11 protein-coding genes are annotated in these 17246 nt (G+C 66.1%); 10 read left to right on the top strand and 1 reads right to left on the bottom strand.

Annotated features, from left to right (window positions below; genetic code table 11):
* Positions 1-57 precede the first annotated feature (57 nt).
* From aspS to LDO54_RS34045, 8 genes are all read left to right on the top strand, one after another.
* Entirely contained in the window at positions 58-1863 is a 1806-nt protein-coding gene (aspS, locus tag LDO54_RS34080; RefSeq protein ID WP_224016612.1) for an aspartate--tRNA ligase, read from the top strand.
* Between the two features lie 198 nt (positions 1864-2061).
* Entirely contained in the window at positions 2062-2538 is a 477-nt protein-coding gene (gene nudB / locus LDO54_RS34075) for a dihydroneopterin triphosphate diphosphatase (RefSeq protein ID WP_224016610.1), read from the top strand.
* 89 nt (positions 2539-2627) lie between these two features.
* Positions 2628-3995 (top strand): phospholipase D-like domain-containing protein, encoded by a 1368-nt coding sequence (locus LDO54_RS34070; RefSeq protein ID WP_224016664.1) that lies wholly within the window; start codon positions 2628-2630, stop codon positions 3993-3995.
* A 271-nt stretch (positions 3996-4266) separates the two neighbouring features.
* Positions 4267-4866, top strand: coding sequence for a TetR/AcrR family transcriptional regulator (locus tag LDO54_RS34065; protein WP_205996971.1), 600 nt, complete (start codon positions 4267-4269; stop codon positions 4864-4866).
* Between the two features lie 72 nt (positions 4867-4938).
* Entirely contained in the window at positions 4939-6726 is a 1788-nt protein-coding gene (locus LDO54_RS34060) for an acyl-CoA dehydrogenase C-terminal domain-containing protein (RefSeq protein WP_224016608.1), read from the top strand.
* A 171-nt stretch (positions 6727-6897) separates the two neighbouring features.
* Entirely contained in the window at positions 6898-9339 is a 2442-nt protein-coding gene (locus LDO54_RS34055; protein WP_224016606.1) for a 3-hydroxyacyl-CoA dehydrogenase/enoyl-CoA hydratase family protein, read from the top strand.
* 38 nt (positions 9340-9377) lie between these two features.
* Positions 9378-10577, top strand: a complete 1200-nt coding sequence (locus LDO54_RS34050) for an acetyl-CoA C-acyltransferase (RefSeq protein ID WP_224016604.1) — start codon at positions 9378-9380, stop codon at positions 10575-10577.
* A 95-nt stretch (positions 10578-10672) separates the two neighbouring features.
* Positions 10673-11443 (top strand): enoyl-CoA hydratase, encoded by a 771-nt coding sequence (locus tag LDO54_RS34045; RefSeq protein WP_224016602.1) that lies wholly within the window; start codon positions 10673-10675, stop codon positions 11441-11443.
* A gap of 21 nt (positions 11444-11464) precedes the next feature.
* Here the strand turns inward: LDO54_RS34045 and fdhD are convergent, their stop codons facing one another.
* A complete protein-coding gene (gene fdhD, locus LDO54_RS34040) occupies positions 11465-12328 on the bottom strand; it encodes a formate dehydrogenase accessory sulfurtransferase FdhD (protein WP_224016600.1) in 864 nt (287 codons plus the stop codon).
* A 262-nt stretch (positions 12329-12590) separates the two neighbouring features.
* Here fdhD and LDO54_RS34035 point away from each other — a divergent pair, with 262 nt between their 5' ends.
* Positions 12591-13085 carry a nitrate reductase associated protein gene (locus LDO54_RS34035; protein WP_224016661.1) on the top strand — a complete coding sequence of 165 codons (495 nt, stop codon included), beginning with the start codon at positions 12591-12593 and terminating at the stop codon, positions 13083-13085.
* A gap of 286 nt (positions 13086-13371) precedes the next feature.
* Complete coding sequence (locus LDO54_RS34030) at positions 13372-17244, top strand: sensor domain-containing protein (protein WP_224016597.1); 3873 nt, start codon at positions 13372-13374, stop codon at positions 17242-17244.
* The last annotated feature ends 2 nt before the right edge of the window (positions 17245-17246 follow it).

The following is a 17246-nucleotide window of genomic DNA, read 5'->3' as shown; positions in this document are numbered from 1 at the left end:
GCCCGCAACCGTGCGCGCGCTTCCCGTTTAATTCACGCATAACGAAAGACGAACATCATGTCGATGAGATCTGAATACTGCGGTCTGGTGACCGAACAGCTGCTGGGCCAAACTGTTTCGCTGTGCGGATGGGTGCAGCGCCGCCGCGACCACGGCGGCGTCATCTTCATCGACCTGCGCGACCGCGAAGGCCTCGTCCAGGTCGTCTGCGACCCGGATCGCGCCGAGATGTTCAAGATCGCCGAAGGCGTGCGCAACGAGTTCTGCGTCCAGGTGAAGGGTCTCGTTCGCAATCGTCCCGAGGGCACGGTCAACGCCAACCTCACGAGCGGCAAGATCGAAGTGCTGTGCCACGAAATCGTGGTGCTGAACGCGTCGGTCACGCCGCCGTTCCAGCTCGACGACGACAACCTCTCGGAAACCACGCGTCTCACGCATCGCGTGCTCGACCTGCGCCGTCCGCAGATGCAGCACAACCTGCGCCTGCGTTACCGCGTGACGATGGCCGTGCGCAAGTATCTCGACGCGCTCGGCTTCATCGACATCGAAACGCCGATGCTCACGAAGAGCACGCCGGAAGGCGCGCGCGACTACCTCGTGCCGTCGCGCACGAACCCGGGCCAGTTCTTCGCGCTGCCGCAGTCGCCGCAGCTGTTCAAGCAGCTGCTGATGGTGGCGAACTTCGATCGCTACTACCAGATCGTCAAGTGCTTCCGCGACGAAGACCTGCGTGCCGACCGTCAGCCGGAATTTACGCAGATCGACTGCGAAACGTCGTTCCTCGGCGAGCAGGAAATCCGTGATCTGTTCGAAGACATGGCGCGTCACGTGTTCAAGGAAACGATCGGCGTCGAACTCGACGCAAAGTTCCCGGTCATGCCGTACTCGGAAGCCATGAGCCGCTTCGGTTCGGACAAGCCCGACCTGCGCGTGAAGCTCGAATTCACCGAACTGACCGACGCCATGAAGGACGTCGACTTCAAGGTGTTCAGCACGCCGGCCAACAGCAAGGACGGCCGCGTGGCCGCACTGCGCGTGCCGAAGGGCGCCGAACTCTCGCGTGGCGATATCGACGGCTACACGGAATTCGTGCGCATCTACGGCGCGAAGGGTCTCGCGTGGATCAAGGTCAACGAAGTCGCGAAGGGCCGTGACGGTCTGCAAAGCCCGATCGTCAAGAACCTGCACGACGCGTCGATCGCCGCGATCCTGGAGCGCACCGGCGCGCAAGACGGCGACATCATCTTCTTCGCGGCAGATCGCGCGAAGGTCGTGAACGACAGCCTCGGCGCGCTGCGCCTGAAGGTCGGCCATTCGGAATTCGGCAAGGCCAACGGTCTGGTCGAGAAGGGCTGGAAGCCGCTGTGGGTGATCGACTTCCCGATGTTCGAATACGACGAGGAAGAAAACCGCTACGTGGCCGCGCACCACCCGTTCACGAGCCCGAAGGACGAGCACCTGGAATACCTCGAAACGGATCCGGGCCGCTGCCTCGCGAAGGCGTACGACATGGTGCTGAACGGCTGGGAAATCGGCGGCGGTTCGGTCCGTATCTATCAGGAAGACGTGCAGAGCAAGGTGTTCCGCGCGCTCAAGATCAATGCGGAAGAAGCGCGTGCGAAGTTCGGCTTCCTGCTGGACGCGCTGCAATACGGCGCGCCGCCGCACGGCGGTATCGCGTTCGGTCTGGACCGCATCGTCACGATGATGGCCGGCGCCGACTCGATCCGCGACGTGATCGCGTTCCCGAAGACGCAACGCGCACAGTGTCTGCTCACGCAGGCGCCGAGCGCGGTGGACGAGCGTCAGCTCAAGGAACTGCACATCCGTCTGCGTCAGCCCGAGCAGAAGCCGGCGCAGTAAGCCGCGCGATCCGCAGGCGGCGCGCTTGGGCGCGTCGTCCTGCCAGCAAACAAAAAAGGCGCATCGTGCGCCTTTTTTGCTTTTTGCGTTAAATTCTTTCACAAGCGCGCCGCACACTGCGCAGCGGCGCCCCGCGCGCGGCGTGTGCTTCGCGCGCCGTGCTCCACGTGCGTCGCCTCACCCTTTGTTTGCCCCATCATGCAGAAGCCGCCGAAGATTCCCGAATCCGTCCTGGTCGTCATCCATACGCCCCGGCTCGACGTGCTGATCATCGAGCGCGCCGACCGCGCCGGTTTCTGGCAGTCGGTCACGGGCTCGAAGGACCATCTCGACGAGCCGCTCGCCGAGACAGCCGTGCGGGAAGTGGGGGAGGAGACCGGCATCGCGGTGGGCGCGAACGGCGTGTCGGCCGCCGCGCTGCTCGACTGGCGCCACCAGATCGACTATGAAATCTATCCGGTCTGGCGCCACCGCTACGCCGAAGGCGTGACGCGCAACACCGAGCACTGGTTCAGCCTTCAGGTGCCCGACGGCACGCCCGTCACGCTCGCGCCGCGCGAGCACACGGCGTATCTGTGGCTGCCTTACGAGGAAGCGGCGGCGAAGTGCTTTTCGTCGTCGAATCGCGAGGCCATCCTGCAACTGCCCGCGCGGCTGGCCGGAGCGCAGCCGTGAGCGATACGCGCCGCGCCGATTCCGGTCGTTCCGGCCAGCCCGGCGACGATCCGGGCGATCTGGATTCGGGGATCGAACCGCGCCGCGTCATGCGGCTGCGCGAGGCGCTGCTCGGCAAGCGCTATCGCTCGCGCTACCGCTTCACGAGCGGCAACGACGTGCGCCTGTTCCACTCGGGCGAGGGGCTGTTCGGGGCGATGATCGAGCGCATCGACGCGGCCCAGCGCGATGTCGCGCTCGAAACCTATATCTTTTGCAGCGACACGATCGGCCAGGCCGTGTCCGAGGCGCTGATGCGCGCGGCGCGCCGCGGCGTGCGCGTGCGCGTGATCACCGACGGCATCGGCTCGCCGCACCTCGCGCTGTTCGATGCGTGGCCCGCGGCGGGCATCGAGCATCGCGTCTACAACCCGCATATCTTCGGGCGCTTCGGCTTTTCGCGCACGCACCGCAAGCTCGCCGTGATCGACGATCAGTACGCGTATTGCGGCGGCATCAACATCGTCGACGACATGGAAAACGACGGCAAGCCGCTGCCGTTCGCGCGCTGGGATTTCGCGCTCGAGCTGGCCGGTCCCGTGGTCGTGGACGTGCGTGAGGCCATCGAGCTGCAGTGGCGGCGCATCCGGCTCGGCCATCGTCCGCCGCTTGGCGCGCCGGTGCTGCCGGGCGGTCAGCCGCCGCTGTCGCCGGGCGTGCCCGCGAGCGCCGGATACATGGCGCCGCATCCCACGGGCCACACGGTCATGCAGCCTGCCAAGGCGGTCAACGAAGTGCTGCGCGAACTGGCGCCCGTGGTGCGCACGAGCCGCGCACAGCGCATCATCGCGCGGCTGCGCGAGCGTCTGCGCGCGGGCGTGCCCGATCCGCGCACGGCGCGCGTGCCCTGCGTGGCCTTCGTCGCGCGCGACAACGTGGTGAACCGGCGCGCGATCGAGAAGGCCTATCTCGACGCCATCGGCGAGGCGCGCAAGGAAGTGCTGCTCGCCAATCCCTACTTCATGCCCGGGCGGCGGCTGCGCCGCGCGCTCGTGGAAGCGGCCACGCGCGGCGTCACGGTCAAGCTGTTGATCGGACGAAAAGAGTTCAAGGTGCTCGACTACGGCACGCCGTTTCTCTATCACCAGTTGCTGAGCGCGGGCGTGCAGATCGCCGAATACGAAAAGACCATGCTGCACGGCAAGGTGGCCGTGGTCGATTCGAACTGGGGCACGGTGGGGTCGTCGAATCTCGACGCGCTGAGCCTCGTGCTCAACAACGAGGCCAACGTGCTGCTCGTGCTGCATCCGCAGATCGAGCAGTTGCGCGGCGAGATCCTGAGCGCCTTCGACGAATCCCCGCGCATCGACCGCGCGCGCTACGAGGCGCGGCCCTGGCACGTGCGCGCGGTGAACTGGCTCGCCTGGAACTCGTATCGCGTGGTCATGAAGATGCTCACCGTGGGCGGCTATGACTAGGCCGCGCGACCCGCTGCGGGCAGCGCCGGCGCCGCAGCGCAAGCCGCTTGCCTGCCACATGAATCGCCCCGCTTGCAATCGAGAAATGTTCCCTTGTGCGCGGCGCGCGAAGCCCGAAAATTAGAGTACCGGTTAGAAATCGGTTTCTAATAAAGTCCTTGTTTCACGGACGGCTGTCCTCAACAATAGTACGGCCGTTCGATTTAATTCCGGCCCAGATGCGAGCAGTTAAAGCCCACATCGCGGCCACATCGTTACGGTAAATAAAGCTATGCGAAAAGGCGAACAGACCCGCGCCGCCATTCTGGATGCAGCACTCGACCTCGCGAGCCGCGACGGCCTGGAAGGCCTGACGATCGGCTTGCTGGCCGAGCGCATGCAGATGAGCAAGAGCGGCGTTTTCGCGCACTTCGGTTCGCGCGAAGATCTCCAGGTCGAAGTCGTGCGCGAGTACCACCGCAGATTCGAGGAAGAAGTCTTCTTTCCGAGTTTGCGCGAACCGCGTGGTTTGCCCCGTCTGCGTGCGATGCTGTCGCGATGGTTCGAGAAGCGCATCCACGAAGTCACGACCGGCTGCATCTACATCAGCGGCGCGGTGGAGTACGACGACCGCGCGGACAGCCAGGTGCGCGAGCAGCTGGTGGCGAGCGTGACGATGTGGCGGGCGGCATTGCTGCGCGCCATTTCGCAGGCGATCGAGGAGGGGCATCTGCGACGGGACACCGATCCCGCGCTGATGTTGTTCGAACTGTATAGCGTAACGCTGGGTCTGCATCATGACGGCCGTTTCCTGCACTTGCCGGACGCAGTCGACCATACGTGGGCCGCGTTCGAAAAACTGATTGTTTCGTATCAGAGCGTCAGCCAGTAGCCCACCCCGCGCACAGCGCCGCGGCGGTACGCGAAAGCCCGACACTCTAAGGCTCTATCAAGGGAGAAAAACATGGGACAGTACACCGCGCCGCTGCGTGACATGCAATTCGTGCTGCACGAACTGCTGAACGTGGAAGGCGAAGTCAAGCAGATGCCGAAGCACGCCGACCTCGATGCCGACACCATCAACCAGGTGCTCGAAGAAGCGGGCAAGTTCTGCTCGGAGGTGCTGTTTCCGCTGAACCAGGTCGGCGATCGCGAAGGCTGCACGTACGCCGGCGACGGCGTCGTCACCACGCCCACTGGTTTCAAGGAAGCGTACAAGCAATACGTCGAGGCCGGCTGGCCCGCGCTGGGCTGCGATCCCGACTACGGCGGCCAGGGCCTGCCCGCGTTCGTGAACAACGCGCTCTACGAAATGCTCAACTCGGCGAACCAGGCGTGGACCATGTATCCGGGTCTCTCGCACGGCGCCTACGAATGTCTGCACGCGCACGGCACGCCCGAACTGCAGAAGGCCTATCTGCCGAAGCTCGTCGAAGGCGTGTGGACCGGCACGATGTGTCTGACCGAGCCGCACTGCGGCACCGACCTCGGCATCCTGCGCACCAGGGCCGAACCGAACAGCGACGGCTCCTACGCAATCACCGGCACGAAGATCTTCATCTCGAGCGGTGAGCACGACATGGCGGAGAACATCATCCACCTCGTGCTCGCGCGACTGCCGGACGCCCCGCAAGGCACCAAGGGCATCTCGCTCTTCGTCGTGCCGAAGTTCATCCCCACGGCCTCGGGCGACGTGGGCGAGCGCAACGGCATCAAGTGCGGCTCGATCGAACACAAGATGGGCATTCACGGCAACTCCACCTGCGTGATGAACCTGGACGGCGCGACGGGCTGGCTCGTCGGCGAACCGAACAAGGGCTTGAACGCCATGTTCGTGATGATGAACGCCGCGCGTCTGGGCGTCGGCATGCAAGGTCTGGGCCTCACGGAAGTCGCGTACCAGAACTCGCTCGTGTACGCGAAGGAGCGCCTCCAGATGCGCTCGCTCACGGGCCCGAAGGCGCCGGAAAAGGCCGCCGATCCGATCATCGTGCATCCCGACGTGCGCCGCATGCTGCTCACGCAGAAGGCCTGGGCCGAAGGCGCGCGCGCGTTCACGTACTGGGCGGCGCTGCACATCGACAAGGAGCTGTCGCACGCCGACGAAGCCGAGCGCAAGGAAGCCGGCGATCTCGTCGCGCTGCTCACGCCGATCATCAAGGCTTTCCTCACCGACAACGCGTTCGAGAGCACCAACCTCGGCATGCAGGTGTACGGCGGCCACGGCTTCATCTCCGAGTGGGGCATGGAGCAGTACGTGCGCGACGCGCGGATCAACCAGATCTACGAAGGCACCAACACGATCCAGTCGCTCGACCTGTTGGGCCGCAAGGTGCTCGGCGACATGGGCGCGAAGCTCAAGAAGTTCGGCAAGCTCGTGACGGAATTCGTCGAAGCCGAAGGCATCAAGACGGAGATGCAGGAGTTCGTGAATCCGCTCGCCGACATCGGCGACAAGATGCAGAAGCTCACGATGGAAATCGGCATGAAGGCCATGCAGAACCCGGACGAAGTGGGCGCGGCCGCCGTGCCGTATCTGCGCACGGCGGGCCATCTGGTGTTCGCGTACTTCTGGGCGCGCATGGCGCGCATCGCGCTCGACAAGGAAAGCTCGGGCGATCCGTTCTACAAGTCGAAGCTGGCCACGGCGCGCTTCTATTTCGCGAAGCTGCTGCCCGAAACGGCGACCTCGATCCGCCAGGCACGCGCGGGTTCGAAGACGCTGATGGAAGTCGACGAAGCGCTGTTCTAAGCGCTTGCGTGATGCGCCGCGTCTTCACGCGGGCGCATCACGCGACTTCGAATCACCCAATCGCATCACCGAATCTCTCAAGCGGCGCACCGGCCAGAAAAACGACACACCGGTTCGCGCCGCGAAACATCTCCTATCCGCTCGACATTGCATATCCGCTGGAGGAACAACGTGAGCAATCTTAATATTCGCAAGGTGGCCGTGCTCGGCGCCGGCGTGATGGGCGCGCAGATCGCCGCGCACCTGATCAACGCCCGCGTGCCCGTGCTGCTGTTCGATCTGCCCGCGAAGGAAGGCCCGAAGAACGCCATCGCGCTCAAAGCCATCGAGACGCTGAAGAAGCTCTCGCCCGCGCCGTTCGGCGTGAAGGACGACGCGCAGTACATCACGCCCGCGAACTACGAAGACGACATCGCGAAGCTCGCGGAATGCGACGTGGTGATCGAGGCGATCGCCGAGCGCATGGACTGGAAGCACGACCTCTACAAGAAGGTCGCGCCGCACATCGGCCCGAAGGCGATTTTCGCCACGAATACCTCGGGTCTGTCGATCACGGAACTGTCGCAAGGTTTCGACGACAACCTCAAGGCGCGCTTCTGCGGCGTGCACTTCTTCAATCCGCCGCGCTACATGCACCTGGTCGAGCTGATCCCGACCGCGCAGACGCAGCCGGAGATTCTCGACCAGCTCGAATCGTTCCTCACGAGCGTCGTGGGCAAGGGCGTGGTGCGCGCGAAGGACACGCCGAACTTCATCGCGAACCGCGTCGGCATCTTCTCGATTCTCGCGGTGATCGCGGAAGCACAGAAGTTCGGTCTGCGTTTCGACGAAGTCGACGATCTCACGGGCAGCCGTCTGGGCCGCGCGAAGTCGGCGACCTTCCGCACGGCTGACGTTGTGGGCCTCGACACGATGGCGCACGTCATCAAGACGATGCAGGACAACCTCAAGGACGATCCGTTCTTCCCGGTCTACGAGACGCCGGCCGTGCTGGCGGGTCTGGTCGCGAAGGGCGCGCTCGGCCAGAAGACGGGCGGCGGTTTCTATCGCAAGGAAGGCAAGGCGATCAAGGTGCTCGACGGCAAGACCGGCGAGTACGTGGACGGCGGCGCGAAGGCCGACGAACTCGTGGGCCGCATCCTCAAGCGTCCGCCCGCGGAGCGTCTGAAGCTGCTGCGCGAATCGGAGCATCCGCAGGCTCAGTTCCTGTGGTCGATCTTCCGCGACGTGTTCCATTACATCGGCGTGCATCTGCAATCGATCGCCGACAACGCGCGCGATGTCGATCTGGCGATCCGCTGGGGCTTCGGCTGGAACGAAGGTCCGTTCGAAGGCTGGCAGGCTGCGGGCTGGAAGCAGGTCGCCGAATGGGTGAAGGAAGACATCGACGCGGGCAAGACGCTGTCGAGCGCGCCGCTGCCCGCCTGGGTGTTCGAAGGCGCGGTCGCGAACAACGGCGGCGTGCATGGCGCCGACGGCTCGTGGTCGCCGGCTGAAGCGCGCTTCGTGCCGCGCTCGGATCTGCCGGTCTACGAGCGTCAGGTGTTCCGCGCGGCGCTGTTCGGCGAATCGAACGCGCGCGATCCGAAGAGTTTCGGCAAGACGCTGTTCGAGAACGAGCATCTGCGCGCGTGGGTCGACGACCGCGCGGGCGAAGACGACGTCGTGATCGTCTCGTACAAGAGCAAGATGAACACGATGGGTCCGGGCGTGCTGGATTCGCTCGTGAAGGCCATCGAGATCGCCGAAGACGGCTACAAGGGCGTCGTGATCTGGCAACCGACGTCGCTGAAGCTCGGCGCGCCGGGCGGCCCGTTCTCGGCGGGCGCGAACCTCGAAGAAGCCATGCCCGCCTTCATGATGGGCGGCGCGAAGGGCATCGAGCCGTTCGTGAAGAAGTTCCAGGACACGATGCTGCGCGTGAAGTACGCGAACGTGCCGGTCGTGGCGGCGGTGTCGGGCATCGCGCTCGGCGGCGGCTGCGAAATCATGCTGCACAGCGCGAAGCGCGTCGCGCACATCGAGAGCTATGTCGGTCTCGTCGAAGTGGGCGTGGGCCTCGTGCCCGCGGGCGGCGGCCTGAAGGAAGCGGCGATTCGCGCAGCCGAAGGCGCGGCGTCGATCGGCGCCGTGCCGAGCGATCTGCTGCGTTTCCTGCAGAAGTCGTTCGAGAACGCGGCGATGGCCAAGGTCTCGGGCTCGGCGCTCGAAGCGCGCACGATGGGCTATCTGAAGCCGTCGGACACGATCGTCTTCAACGTGTTCGAGCTGCTCGACACGGCGAAGAAGGAAGCGCGCGCACTGAGCGCGTCCGGTTATCGTGCGCCGCTGCGCGCGAAGCAGATTCCGGTCGCGGGCCGCTCGGCGATCTCGACCATCAAGGCCTCGCTCGTCAACATGCGCGACGGCCGCTTTATCAGCGACCACGATTACCTGATCGCGGGGCGGATTGCTGAAGCCGTGTGCGGCGGCGACGTCGAAGCGGGCAGCCTGGTCGACGAAGAATGGCTGCTCACGCTCGAGCGCCGCGCGTTCGTCGATCTGCTCGGCACGCAGAAGACGCAGGAACGCATCATGGGCATGCTGCAAACCGGCAAGCCGGTGCGCAACTAAGCGGCACGACGTACGCACATAACGGACTGGAGTTACAGATGAGCAAACAGTTGCAGGACGCATACATCGTCGCCGCGAGCCGCACGCCCATCGGCAAGGCGCCGCGCGGCATGTTCAAGAACACCCGCCCCGACGAGCTGCTGGTTCACGCGATCAAGTCGGCCGTGGCGCAGGTGCCGGGTCTCGACACGAGCGTGATCGAAGACGCCATCATCGGCTGCGCGATTCCCGAAGCCGAGCAAGGCCTGAACGTGGCGCGTATCGGCGCGCTGCTCGCGGGTCTGCCGCAGAGCGTGGGCGGCGTGACCGTCAACCGTTTCTGCGCCTCGGGCATCACGGCGCTGGCGATGGCGGCGGACCGCATCCGCGTCGGCGAATCCGATGCGATGATCGCGGGCGGCTGCGAATCGATGAGCATGGTGCCGATGATGGGCAACAAGCCCTCGCTCTCGCCGCATATCTTCGATCGCAATGAAGATATCGGCATTGCCTACGGCATGGGCCTGACGGCGGAGAAGGTCGCGGAGCGCTGGAAGGTGAGCCGCGAAGCGCAGGACGCGTTCTCGGTCGAGTCGCATCGCCGCGCGCTGGCCGCGCAACAGGCGGGCGAGTTCAAGGATGAAATCGCGCCGTACACGCTCGTCGAGCGCTTCCCCGATCTCGCCAGCGGCGAAGTGAAGGTCAAGGAGCGCCTGATCGAGCTGGACGAAGGTCCGCGCGCCGACACCACGCTCGAAGGCCTCGCGAAGCTGCGCGCGGTGTTCGCGAACAAGGGTTCGGTGACGGCGGGCAACAGCTCGCAGACTTCGGACGGCGCGGGCGCGCTGATCGTCGTCTCCGAGAAGATGCTCAAGCAGTTCAACCTCACGCCGCTCGCGCGCTTCGTGAGCTTCGCGGTGCGCGGCGTGCCGCCGGAAATCATGGGCATCGGCCCGAAGGAAGCGATTCCGGCCGCGCTCAAGGCCGCGGGCCTGAAGCAGGACGATCTCGACTGGATCGAGCTGAACGAGGCGTTCGCCGCGCAGTCGCTGGCGGTGATCCAGGACCTCGGTCTCGATCCGTCGAAGATCAACCCGCTCGGCGGCGCGATCGCGCTGGGTCACCCGCTCGGCGCGACGGGCGCGATCCGCGCTTCGACGGTCGTGCACGGCCTGCGCCGCCGCAACCTGAAGTACGGCATGGTGACGATGTGCGTCGGCACCGGCATGGGCGCGGCGGCCATCATCGAGCGGCTGTAAGCGCTAGACGCTATCGCTTATCGACACGGTTCGCAGACTTCGCGGTCTGCGAACCGTTTTTCATATTCGGCAGGTGGAACCGAGGAGACATCGCAGTGAGCAACGAAATCCTGACCGCACGCGAGAACGGCGTGCTGACGATCACCATCAATCGCCCGGAGCGCAAGAACGCGCTCACGCCCGCGATGTATCAGGCGATGAGCGACGCGCTCGTCGCGGCGCAGGAAGACAAGGACGTGCGCGCCGTGCTGCTGCGCGGCCACGCTGAGATCTTCACGGCGGGCAACGACATCGAAGACTTCCTGAAGAATCCGCCGACCGGCGGCGACTCGCCGGTGATGCGCTTTCTCGCCACCATCGCCACCTTCGAGAAGCCGCTCGTGGCGGCGGTGCAGGGCGCAGCGATCGGCGTCGGCACGACGATGCTGCTGCATTGCGACATGGTCTACGCCGCCGATACGGCGCGTTTCGCGATGCCGTTCTCGCAGCTCGGTCTGTGCCCGGAGGCCGCTTCGTCGCTGCTGCTGCCGCGCGTGGCCGGTTATCAGGGCGCCGCCGAAAAGCTGCTGCTCGGCGATACGTTCGACGCCGCCGAAGCGCATCGGATGGGCTTCGTGAATCGCGTGTTGCCCGCCGCCGAACTCGATGCGTTCGTGAGCGCGCAGCTCGCGAAACTGGTCGCGCTGCCCGCGTCGTCGCTGCGCGCGACCAAGACGCTGATGAAGCGCGCGAGCGAGCATGAGATCAAGACGCAGATGAGCGAGGAGTCGGTGCACTTCGGCAAGATGCTGCTCGCGCCCGAAGCGCGCGAGGCGTTCACGGCCTTCCTGCAAAAGCGCAAGCCGGATTTCCGGCAGTTCGACTAAGCGATCGGGCCGATCAACCGATCAGGCGGCGCTCGCCGCCGTGTCGTAATCGACGTAGCCGGTCTCGCGGCAGAAGCTCACGAGCCGCAGTCCGGCGCGCTTCGCGATGTTGATCGCGAGCGAGGAGGGCGCCGAGATCGTCGCGACCATCGGCATGCCCACGCGCGCGGCCTTGCGCACCAGCTCGTAGCTCGCGCGGCTGGAGAGGAACACGAAGCCTTGCTGCGTGTCGGCGCGCTCGAGCACCAGTTGGCCGATCAGCTTGTCGAGCGCGTTGTGGCGGCCCACGTCCTCGAAGGCGCGCAGGATCTGGCCGTCGGCGTCGCACCACGCGGCCGCGTGCAGGCCGCCCGTGAGCTTTGTGAGCGCCTGATGACGCGGCAGTTCGCGCGCGGCGCGTGCGATTGCGTCGGGCGCGAGACGCGCGAGAAAGCCCGTGTCGGGCACGATTTCCGGTTCGAGATCGAGCAGATCGATGCTCTCGATACCGCACACGCCGCAGCCGCTGCGGCCCGCGAGCGCGCGGCGCTTTTCCTTCAGTTCGACGAACGCCTGCTGCACGACCGTGAGATGCACTTCGGCGTGCGGCGTCTCGGCTTCGGCGTGCCAGTAGACCTCGAAGTCCTGAATGTCGGCGTTGCGCCCGACGATGCCTTCCGAAATCGCAAAGCCCACCGCGAACGCTTCGAGGTCGCGCGGCGTGCACATCATGACCGCGTGCGAGATGCCGTTGAAGACGAGCGCGACGGGCCATTCCTGGCCGACGTAATCGGCGCGCGTTTCGACGTCTTCGCCGCGATGCCGGCGCACGCGCAGTTCGACGGCGCCGGGCTGCTCGCTGGAGTCGGACGTGGCGGCGGAGGCGTTGGACGCGGAGGGATTCAAGGGGGACGCGGAATTCAAGCGAAGGTGCTCCATCAACGAGGCAGGTGCGCGCGCGGTTTCGGGGGCGGAACGTCGTGCTCGGGCGCAGCCGCGCGACGGCCATTATCCGCGCTCGCTCGCGCCAAGCGGGTCGCGCCGTGCGCCGATATTCAGTATCGGTGCAGACGCCGCCGACAGCATGACGCTGCGCCGCGCACATAAGGTTCTAAAATACCTCAAGCGGGCGCCGTTTGCCGCTGTCCGTTTCGCGAGGATAAACGCCATGGCATTGACTGAAGCTCCGCTGCTGTTTGAATTCGAGGTCGTATCGTCGGAGGACCTCACCTTCATCCCCATGTGCGTGCGTTTCAATCTGGATCGTTTCGGGCTGCGCATTTCGCTCGCGCAGTGGCAGTTGCTGCCTTACGAGGACCGCCGCCTGCTCGCGCGTTTTCCCGTCGACGAGGACACCGAGATCGAGCCGAATTTCGATCACGCGCTGTTCGAAATGCTGCGCACGCACGCGAACGTCGAACCCGAATGGTTCGCGCCCGACGAGGCGCCCGCCTGGCGCAACGTCAGCACGGTGCCGGGCGGCATTGCCAACCAGGCGGCGCTGGCCGAACTGCGCACGCCCGATGTCGAGGACTGGGCGCAGCTCGCGCCGTTCCAGCGCTACGTTCTCGCCAAGCTCGCGCGCAAGCCGGAGGCGAATCACGATTTCGTGCCGGCGATGCGCGAGTTCGGGCTCGCGGTGCCACGCAACGCGGCGCGCTGAGCGCAAGTTTTTTCGCGCCGCGCTTTTACGCTTTTCGGGCGTTTTTTCCGCGTTCTCCGCGCGGTTTCCGCAGTGAAACGTTTGCGCGCAAGCCAGGCTGCGCGGGCGTTTTCGAGGTTCTCCTCGGTTTGGGCGGATTCGCGTGAATTCGCCGCCGATTTCCCCTCAAGCCTTGCCGACGACTGCCGTTATCCGGGAATGGCGCATGGCGCGCCAGCCTGTTGCGCGCAGGTCGTGATCGGACCGCCCGTGCCTTCGCGCGGGGACGAACGACGTTCGGCTTTCAATGACTCTTCATTTTTCGAAGCGGCACCTCATCAATCTGGCGGTCGTAGCGGCAGCCGTGGGCGCAAACGCTTTCGTGGCCTGGACGCAGATCGGCGCACAGCGCGAAATCGAGCAGCGGGCCGCTCAGGCCGGGCGTGTGCGGCACGATCTGGACCGCTATCGGAGCGCGCTCAACGGCGGCCTGGTGGCGCTGGGCCGCCTGCAGGCCGACGGCATCGCCGAATCGCCCGCGGCTCGCGACGCGCGCATCGACGAACTCGACGATACCGCCCGCGCGCTGCGCGTTGAGCTGGCCGACAATGCGCCGCTCGCGCGCCGTTTCGATGCGCTCTCGACCGACGCGGCGACGCTCGCCCGCGAAATCGACGGCACCCTCGCGCGCGCCGAGCAGCGTCTCGCCGACGTTCGCGTGCAGGCGAGCGCGGCGGCGCTGGAGCCGCAGGGCGAGGAAGCGAATGGCGCGAGTGCGGTGAGTGTCGCGAGTGCTCCGGGCGCTGCGAGTGCCGTCAGCGCCGCAAGCGCGCCGCTTGCGGCTTCGGCTCCGGCGGCGACTCACGCGCCGCGCGCCGCAACTTCGGCCCCAGCGCATCGACGCGCAACGAATGCGAACAAGCCGCACGCCCACGCGCCGCACACCGGGCGCATCCGGCCGATTGCCGCGACGGTGCAGGAGGGCGATCTCTCGTCGCCGTATGCGCGCGCGCCCGGCGTGTCGATCATGCGCGTCGCCGCGCCAGCCGTGAGCGCGCCGAATCTTGCCTCGCCCTACGCGTCGGGCGCGGTCGCGGGCGCCGCGAATCTCGCCGCGCCGTATTCGGCGGCGGGCTCGAATGGCTCGAATGTTTCCGCGCACGCGCTCACGTCGCCGTATGCGGCGGTGGCCACGCCGTCCGGCAGCGCCGGGCGGCTTGGCGAACCGTATGCGGCCGCGTCGTCGTCGGGGCGTGCGTCGAGTCTTGCGCAGCCTTATGCAGCCGCGACGAATGGTGCGGCAAACGGAGCGTCAAACGGCGCGACGACCACAGCAGGCGCCGTCTCGACCCTAACCCCGACCGCCACCCCGAACGCGCCCACCCAACTCGCCGCCGCCCCGAACTCCGCGTCGAGCGTCCCGACACCGCTGGCCGCCACACCGGCCTTCGCGTCCACGGCCACGTGGATCGCGGGCGAATACATCCGGCTCGATCGCCGCGTCGATCGCATCGACGCACTGCTTTCCGCGCTGCAGGGCGAGCAGGATCTCGCGCTGGCGGGCGTGCTGGCGGAATCGGCGCGCGCGGGCAGCCGCGCCTCGATCCTGCTGATCGTGACGATGCTCGCGGGCGCGACGCTCCTGATCTACATGTTCGGCGTGCGTGAGAACGCGGCGCGCGAAAAGCTGCGCGCGCTCGCCGGTCTGCGTCAGCGCAACGAGCGCTTCCAGGGTCTGTTCGACGCGCATCCGGTGCCGATGTACGTGTTCGATCGCGAGACGCTGCGCTTTCTCGCCGTCAACGCGGCGGCGATCCAGCAATACGGCTACAGCGAGGAGGAATTCCTCGCGATGACGATCCGCGACATCCGTCCGCAAGACGACGTCACGCGGCTCGAACAGCATCTCGCGCGCTCGGACACGCTCACGCAGAACGTCCGCACGATGGCGGGCATCTGGCATCACGTGCGCCGCGACGGCACGCTCATCAGCGCCGACATCTCGCATCACTCGCTGAGCTTCCAGGGCCGCGCGGCCGTGTTCGTGCTCGCCGACGACGTGACCGAGCAGATCAAGGCCGAAGTCGAGGCGCAGCGCTCGAACCAGATGCTCGAGGCGGTGATCGACAACATTCCGCAGCGCATTTTCTGGAAGGACGCCGAGTCGCGCTATCTCGGCTGCAACATGACCTTCGCGCGCGACGCGGGGCTCGCGTATCCCGAGCAGATCATCGGCAAGACCGACGACGATCTGCCCTGGCGCCCCTACGCCGAGTCGATGCGCGCGCAGGACCGCGAGGTGATCGTCGCCGGTTTGCCGCGCCTGAACTTCGAAGAAGATCTCACGATCGACGGCCTGCATCGCACGACGATCACGAGCAAGCTGCCGCTGCTCGACGGCGACGGCCGCGTGATGGGCGTGCTCGGCACCTATTCGGACACGACCGAAAGCAAGCGCGCCGACCTCGCGCTGCGTCTGCAAAGCCGCGCGCTCGACGCCTGCGTGAACGCGATTCTGATCACCGGGCCGGGGCCGGGCGGCAGCAATCTGATCGAGTACGCGAACCCGGCGTTCCGCCGCATCACGGGCTACGATCCCGCCGAGGTGGTCGGTCAGGACAGCCGTCTGCTGCAACGCGACGACCGCGATCAGGACGGCCTCGTGGCGATCCGCCAGGCGCTGCTCTCGAACCGCGAGGTGAGCGCCGTGCTGCGCAATTACCGCAAGGACGGCGCGCTGTTCTGGAATCAGCTGCTGATTGCGCCGGTGCCCGATCTCGACGGGCGCATCACGCATCACATCGGCATCATCAACGATGTGACCGAGCTGATCCGCTATCAGGAACAGCTCGAATATCAGGCGAACTACGACAGCCTCACGCTGCTGCCCAACCGCAATCTGCTGCGCGACCGGCTGCAACAGGCGCTGGTTTCCGCGCAGCGGCACCAGCGCGGCGTGGCGGTGGTGTTCATCGACCTCGACGGCTTCAAGAACGTCAACGACAGTCTCGGCCATAGCGTCGGCGACCGTCTGCTTGGCGTGGTGGCGGAGCGTCTGACGCGCTGCACGCGCACGAGCGACACGGTCGCGCGCCACGGCGGCGACGAGTTCGTGATCGTGCTCACCGACACCATCGACGAAAAATCGCTGATCAACTGGATGGAGCGCGCGCGCGCGATGATCTCGGAGCCGGTGCTGATCGACGGCACCGAACTGTACGTGGGCTGCAGCATGGGTGCGAGCGTGTACCCGCAGGACGGCACCGACGCCGAGGCGCTGCTCAAGAAGGCCGACGTGGCGATGTATCGCGCGAAGGAACTGGGCCGCAACACCTTCCAGTTCTATCAGCCGGAGATGAACGCGGCCGCGGGCGCGCGCATGGATCTCGAACGGCGTCTGCGCCGCGCGCTGCGTGACGGCGAATTCCTGCTGCACTATCAGCCGCAGGTGGAGATCGGCAGCGGGCGCATCGTCGGCATGGAGGCGCTGGTGCGCTGGCTCGACCCCGAAGCCGGGCTGATCTCGCCGGCCAAGTTCATCCCGATCGCCGAGGAAAGCGGCCTGATCGGCCCGCTGTCCGACTGGGTGCTGCGCGAGGCGTGCCGCCAGAACCGCGCGTGGCAGGACGCCGGGCTGCCGCATGTGCGCGTGTCGGTGAATCTGTCGGCGAAGACCTTCCATCAGCGCGACATCGCCGAGCTGGTGAAGGGCGTGCTCGACGAGACGGGGCTCGAACCGTGCTGGCTCGAACTCGAACTCACGGAAAGCACGCTGATGCGCAACGCGGAAGAGGCGGTGTCGATGCTCAACGCGCTGCACGAGCAGGGCGTGGGCATCGCCATCGACGACTTCGGCACCGGCTATTCGAGCTTGAGCTATCTGAAGCGGCTGCCGGTGGACCGGCTCAAGATCGACCGCTCGTTCGTGTCCGATATCGGAACCAGCGGCGACGACGAGACGATCACGGCGGCCATCATCGCGCTCGCGCACGAGTTGCGCCTGCAGGTGATCGCGGAAGGCGTGGAGACGTCGCAACAGTTCGCGTTCCTGCGCGAACGCGCGTGCGACGAGTTGCAGGGGTATTTCTTCGCGCCGCCGCTGCCGGGGCCCGAAGTGGCCGCGCTGCTGGGCGCGAGCGCGTCGTATGAGGAAGGCGCGGCGCTCGCGTGGGCGCAGTGAAG

The sequence above is a fragment of the Paraburkholderia tropica genome (assembly GCF_914484835.1).
Classification (GTDB): domain Bacteria; phylum Pseudomonadota; class Gammaproteobacteria; order Burkholderiales; family Burkholderiaceae; genus Paraburkholderia; species Paraburkholderia tropica_A.
This window is presented reverse-complemented; position numbering and strand designations above follow the sequence as displayed.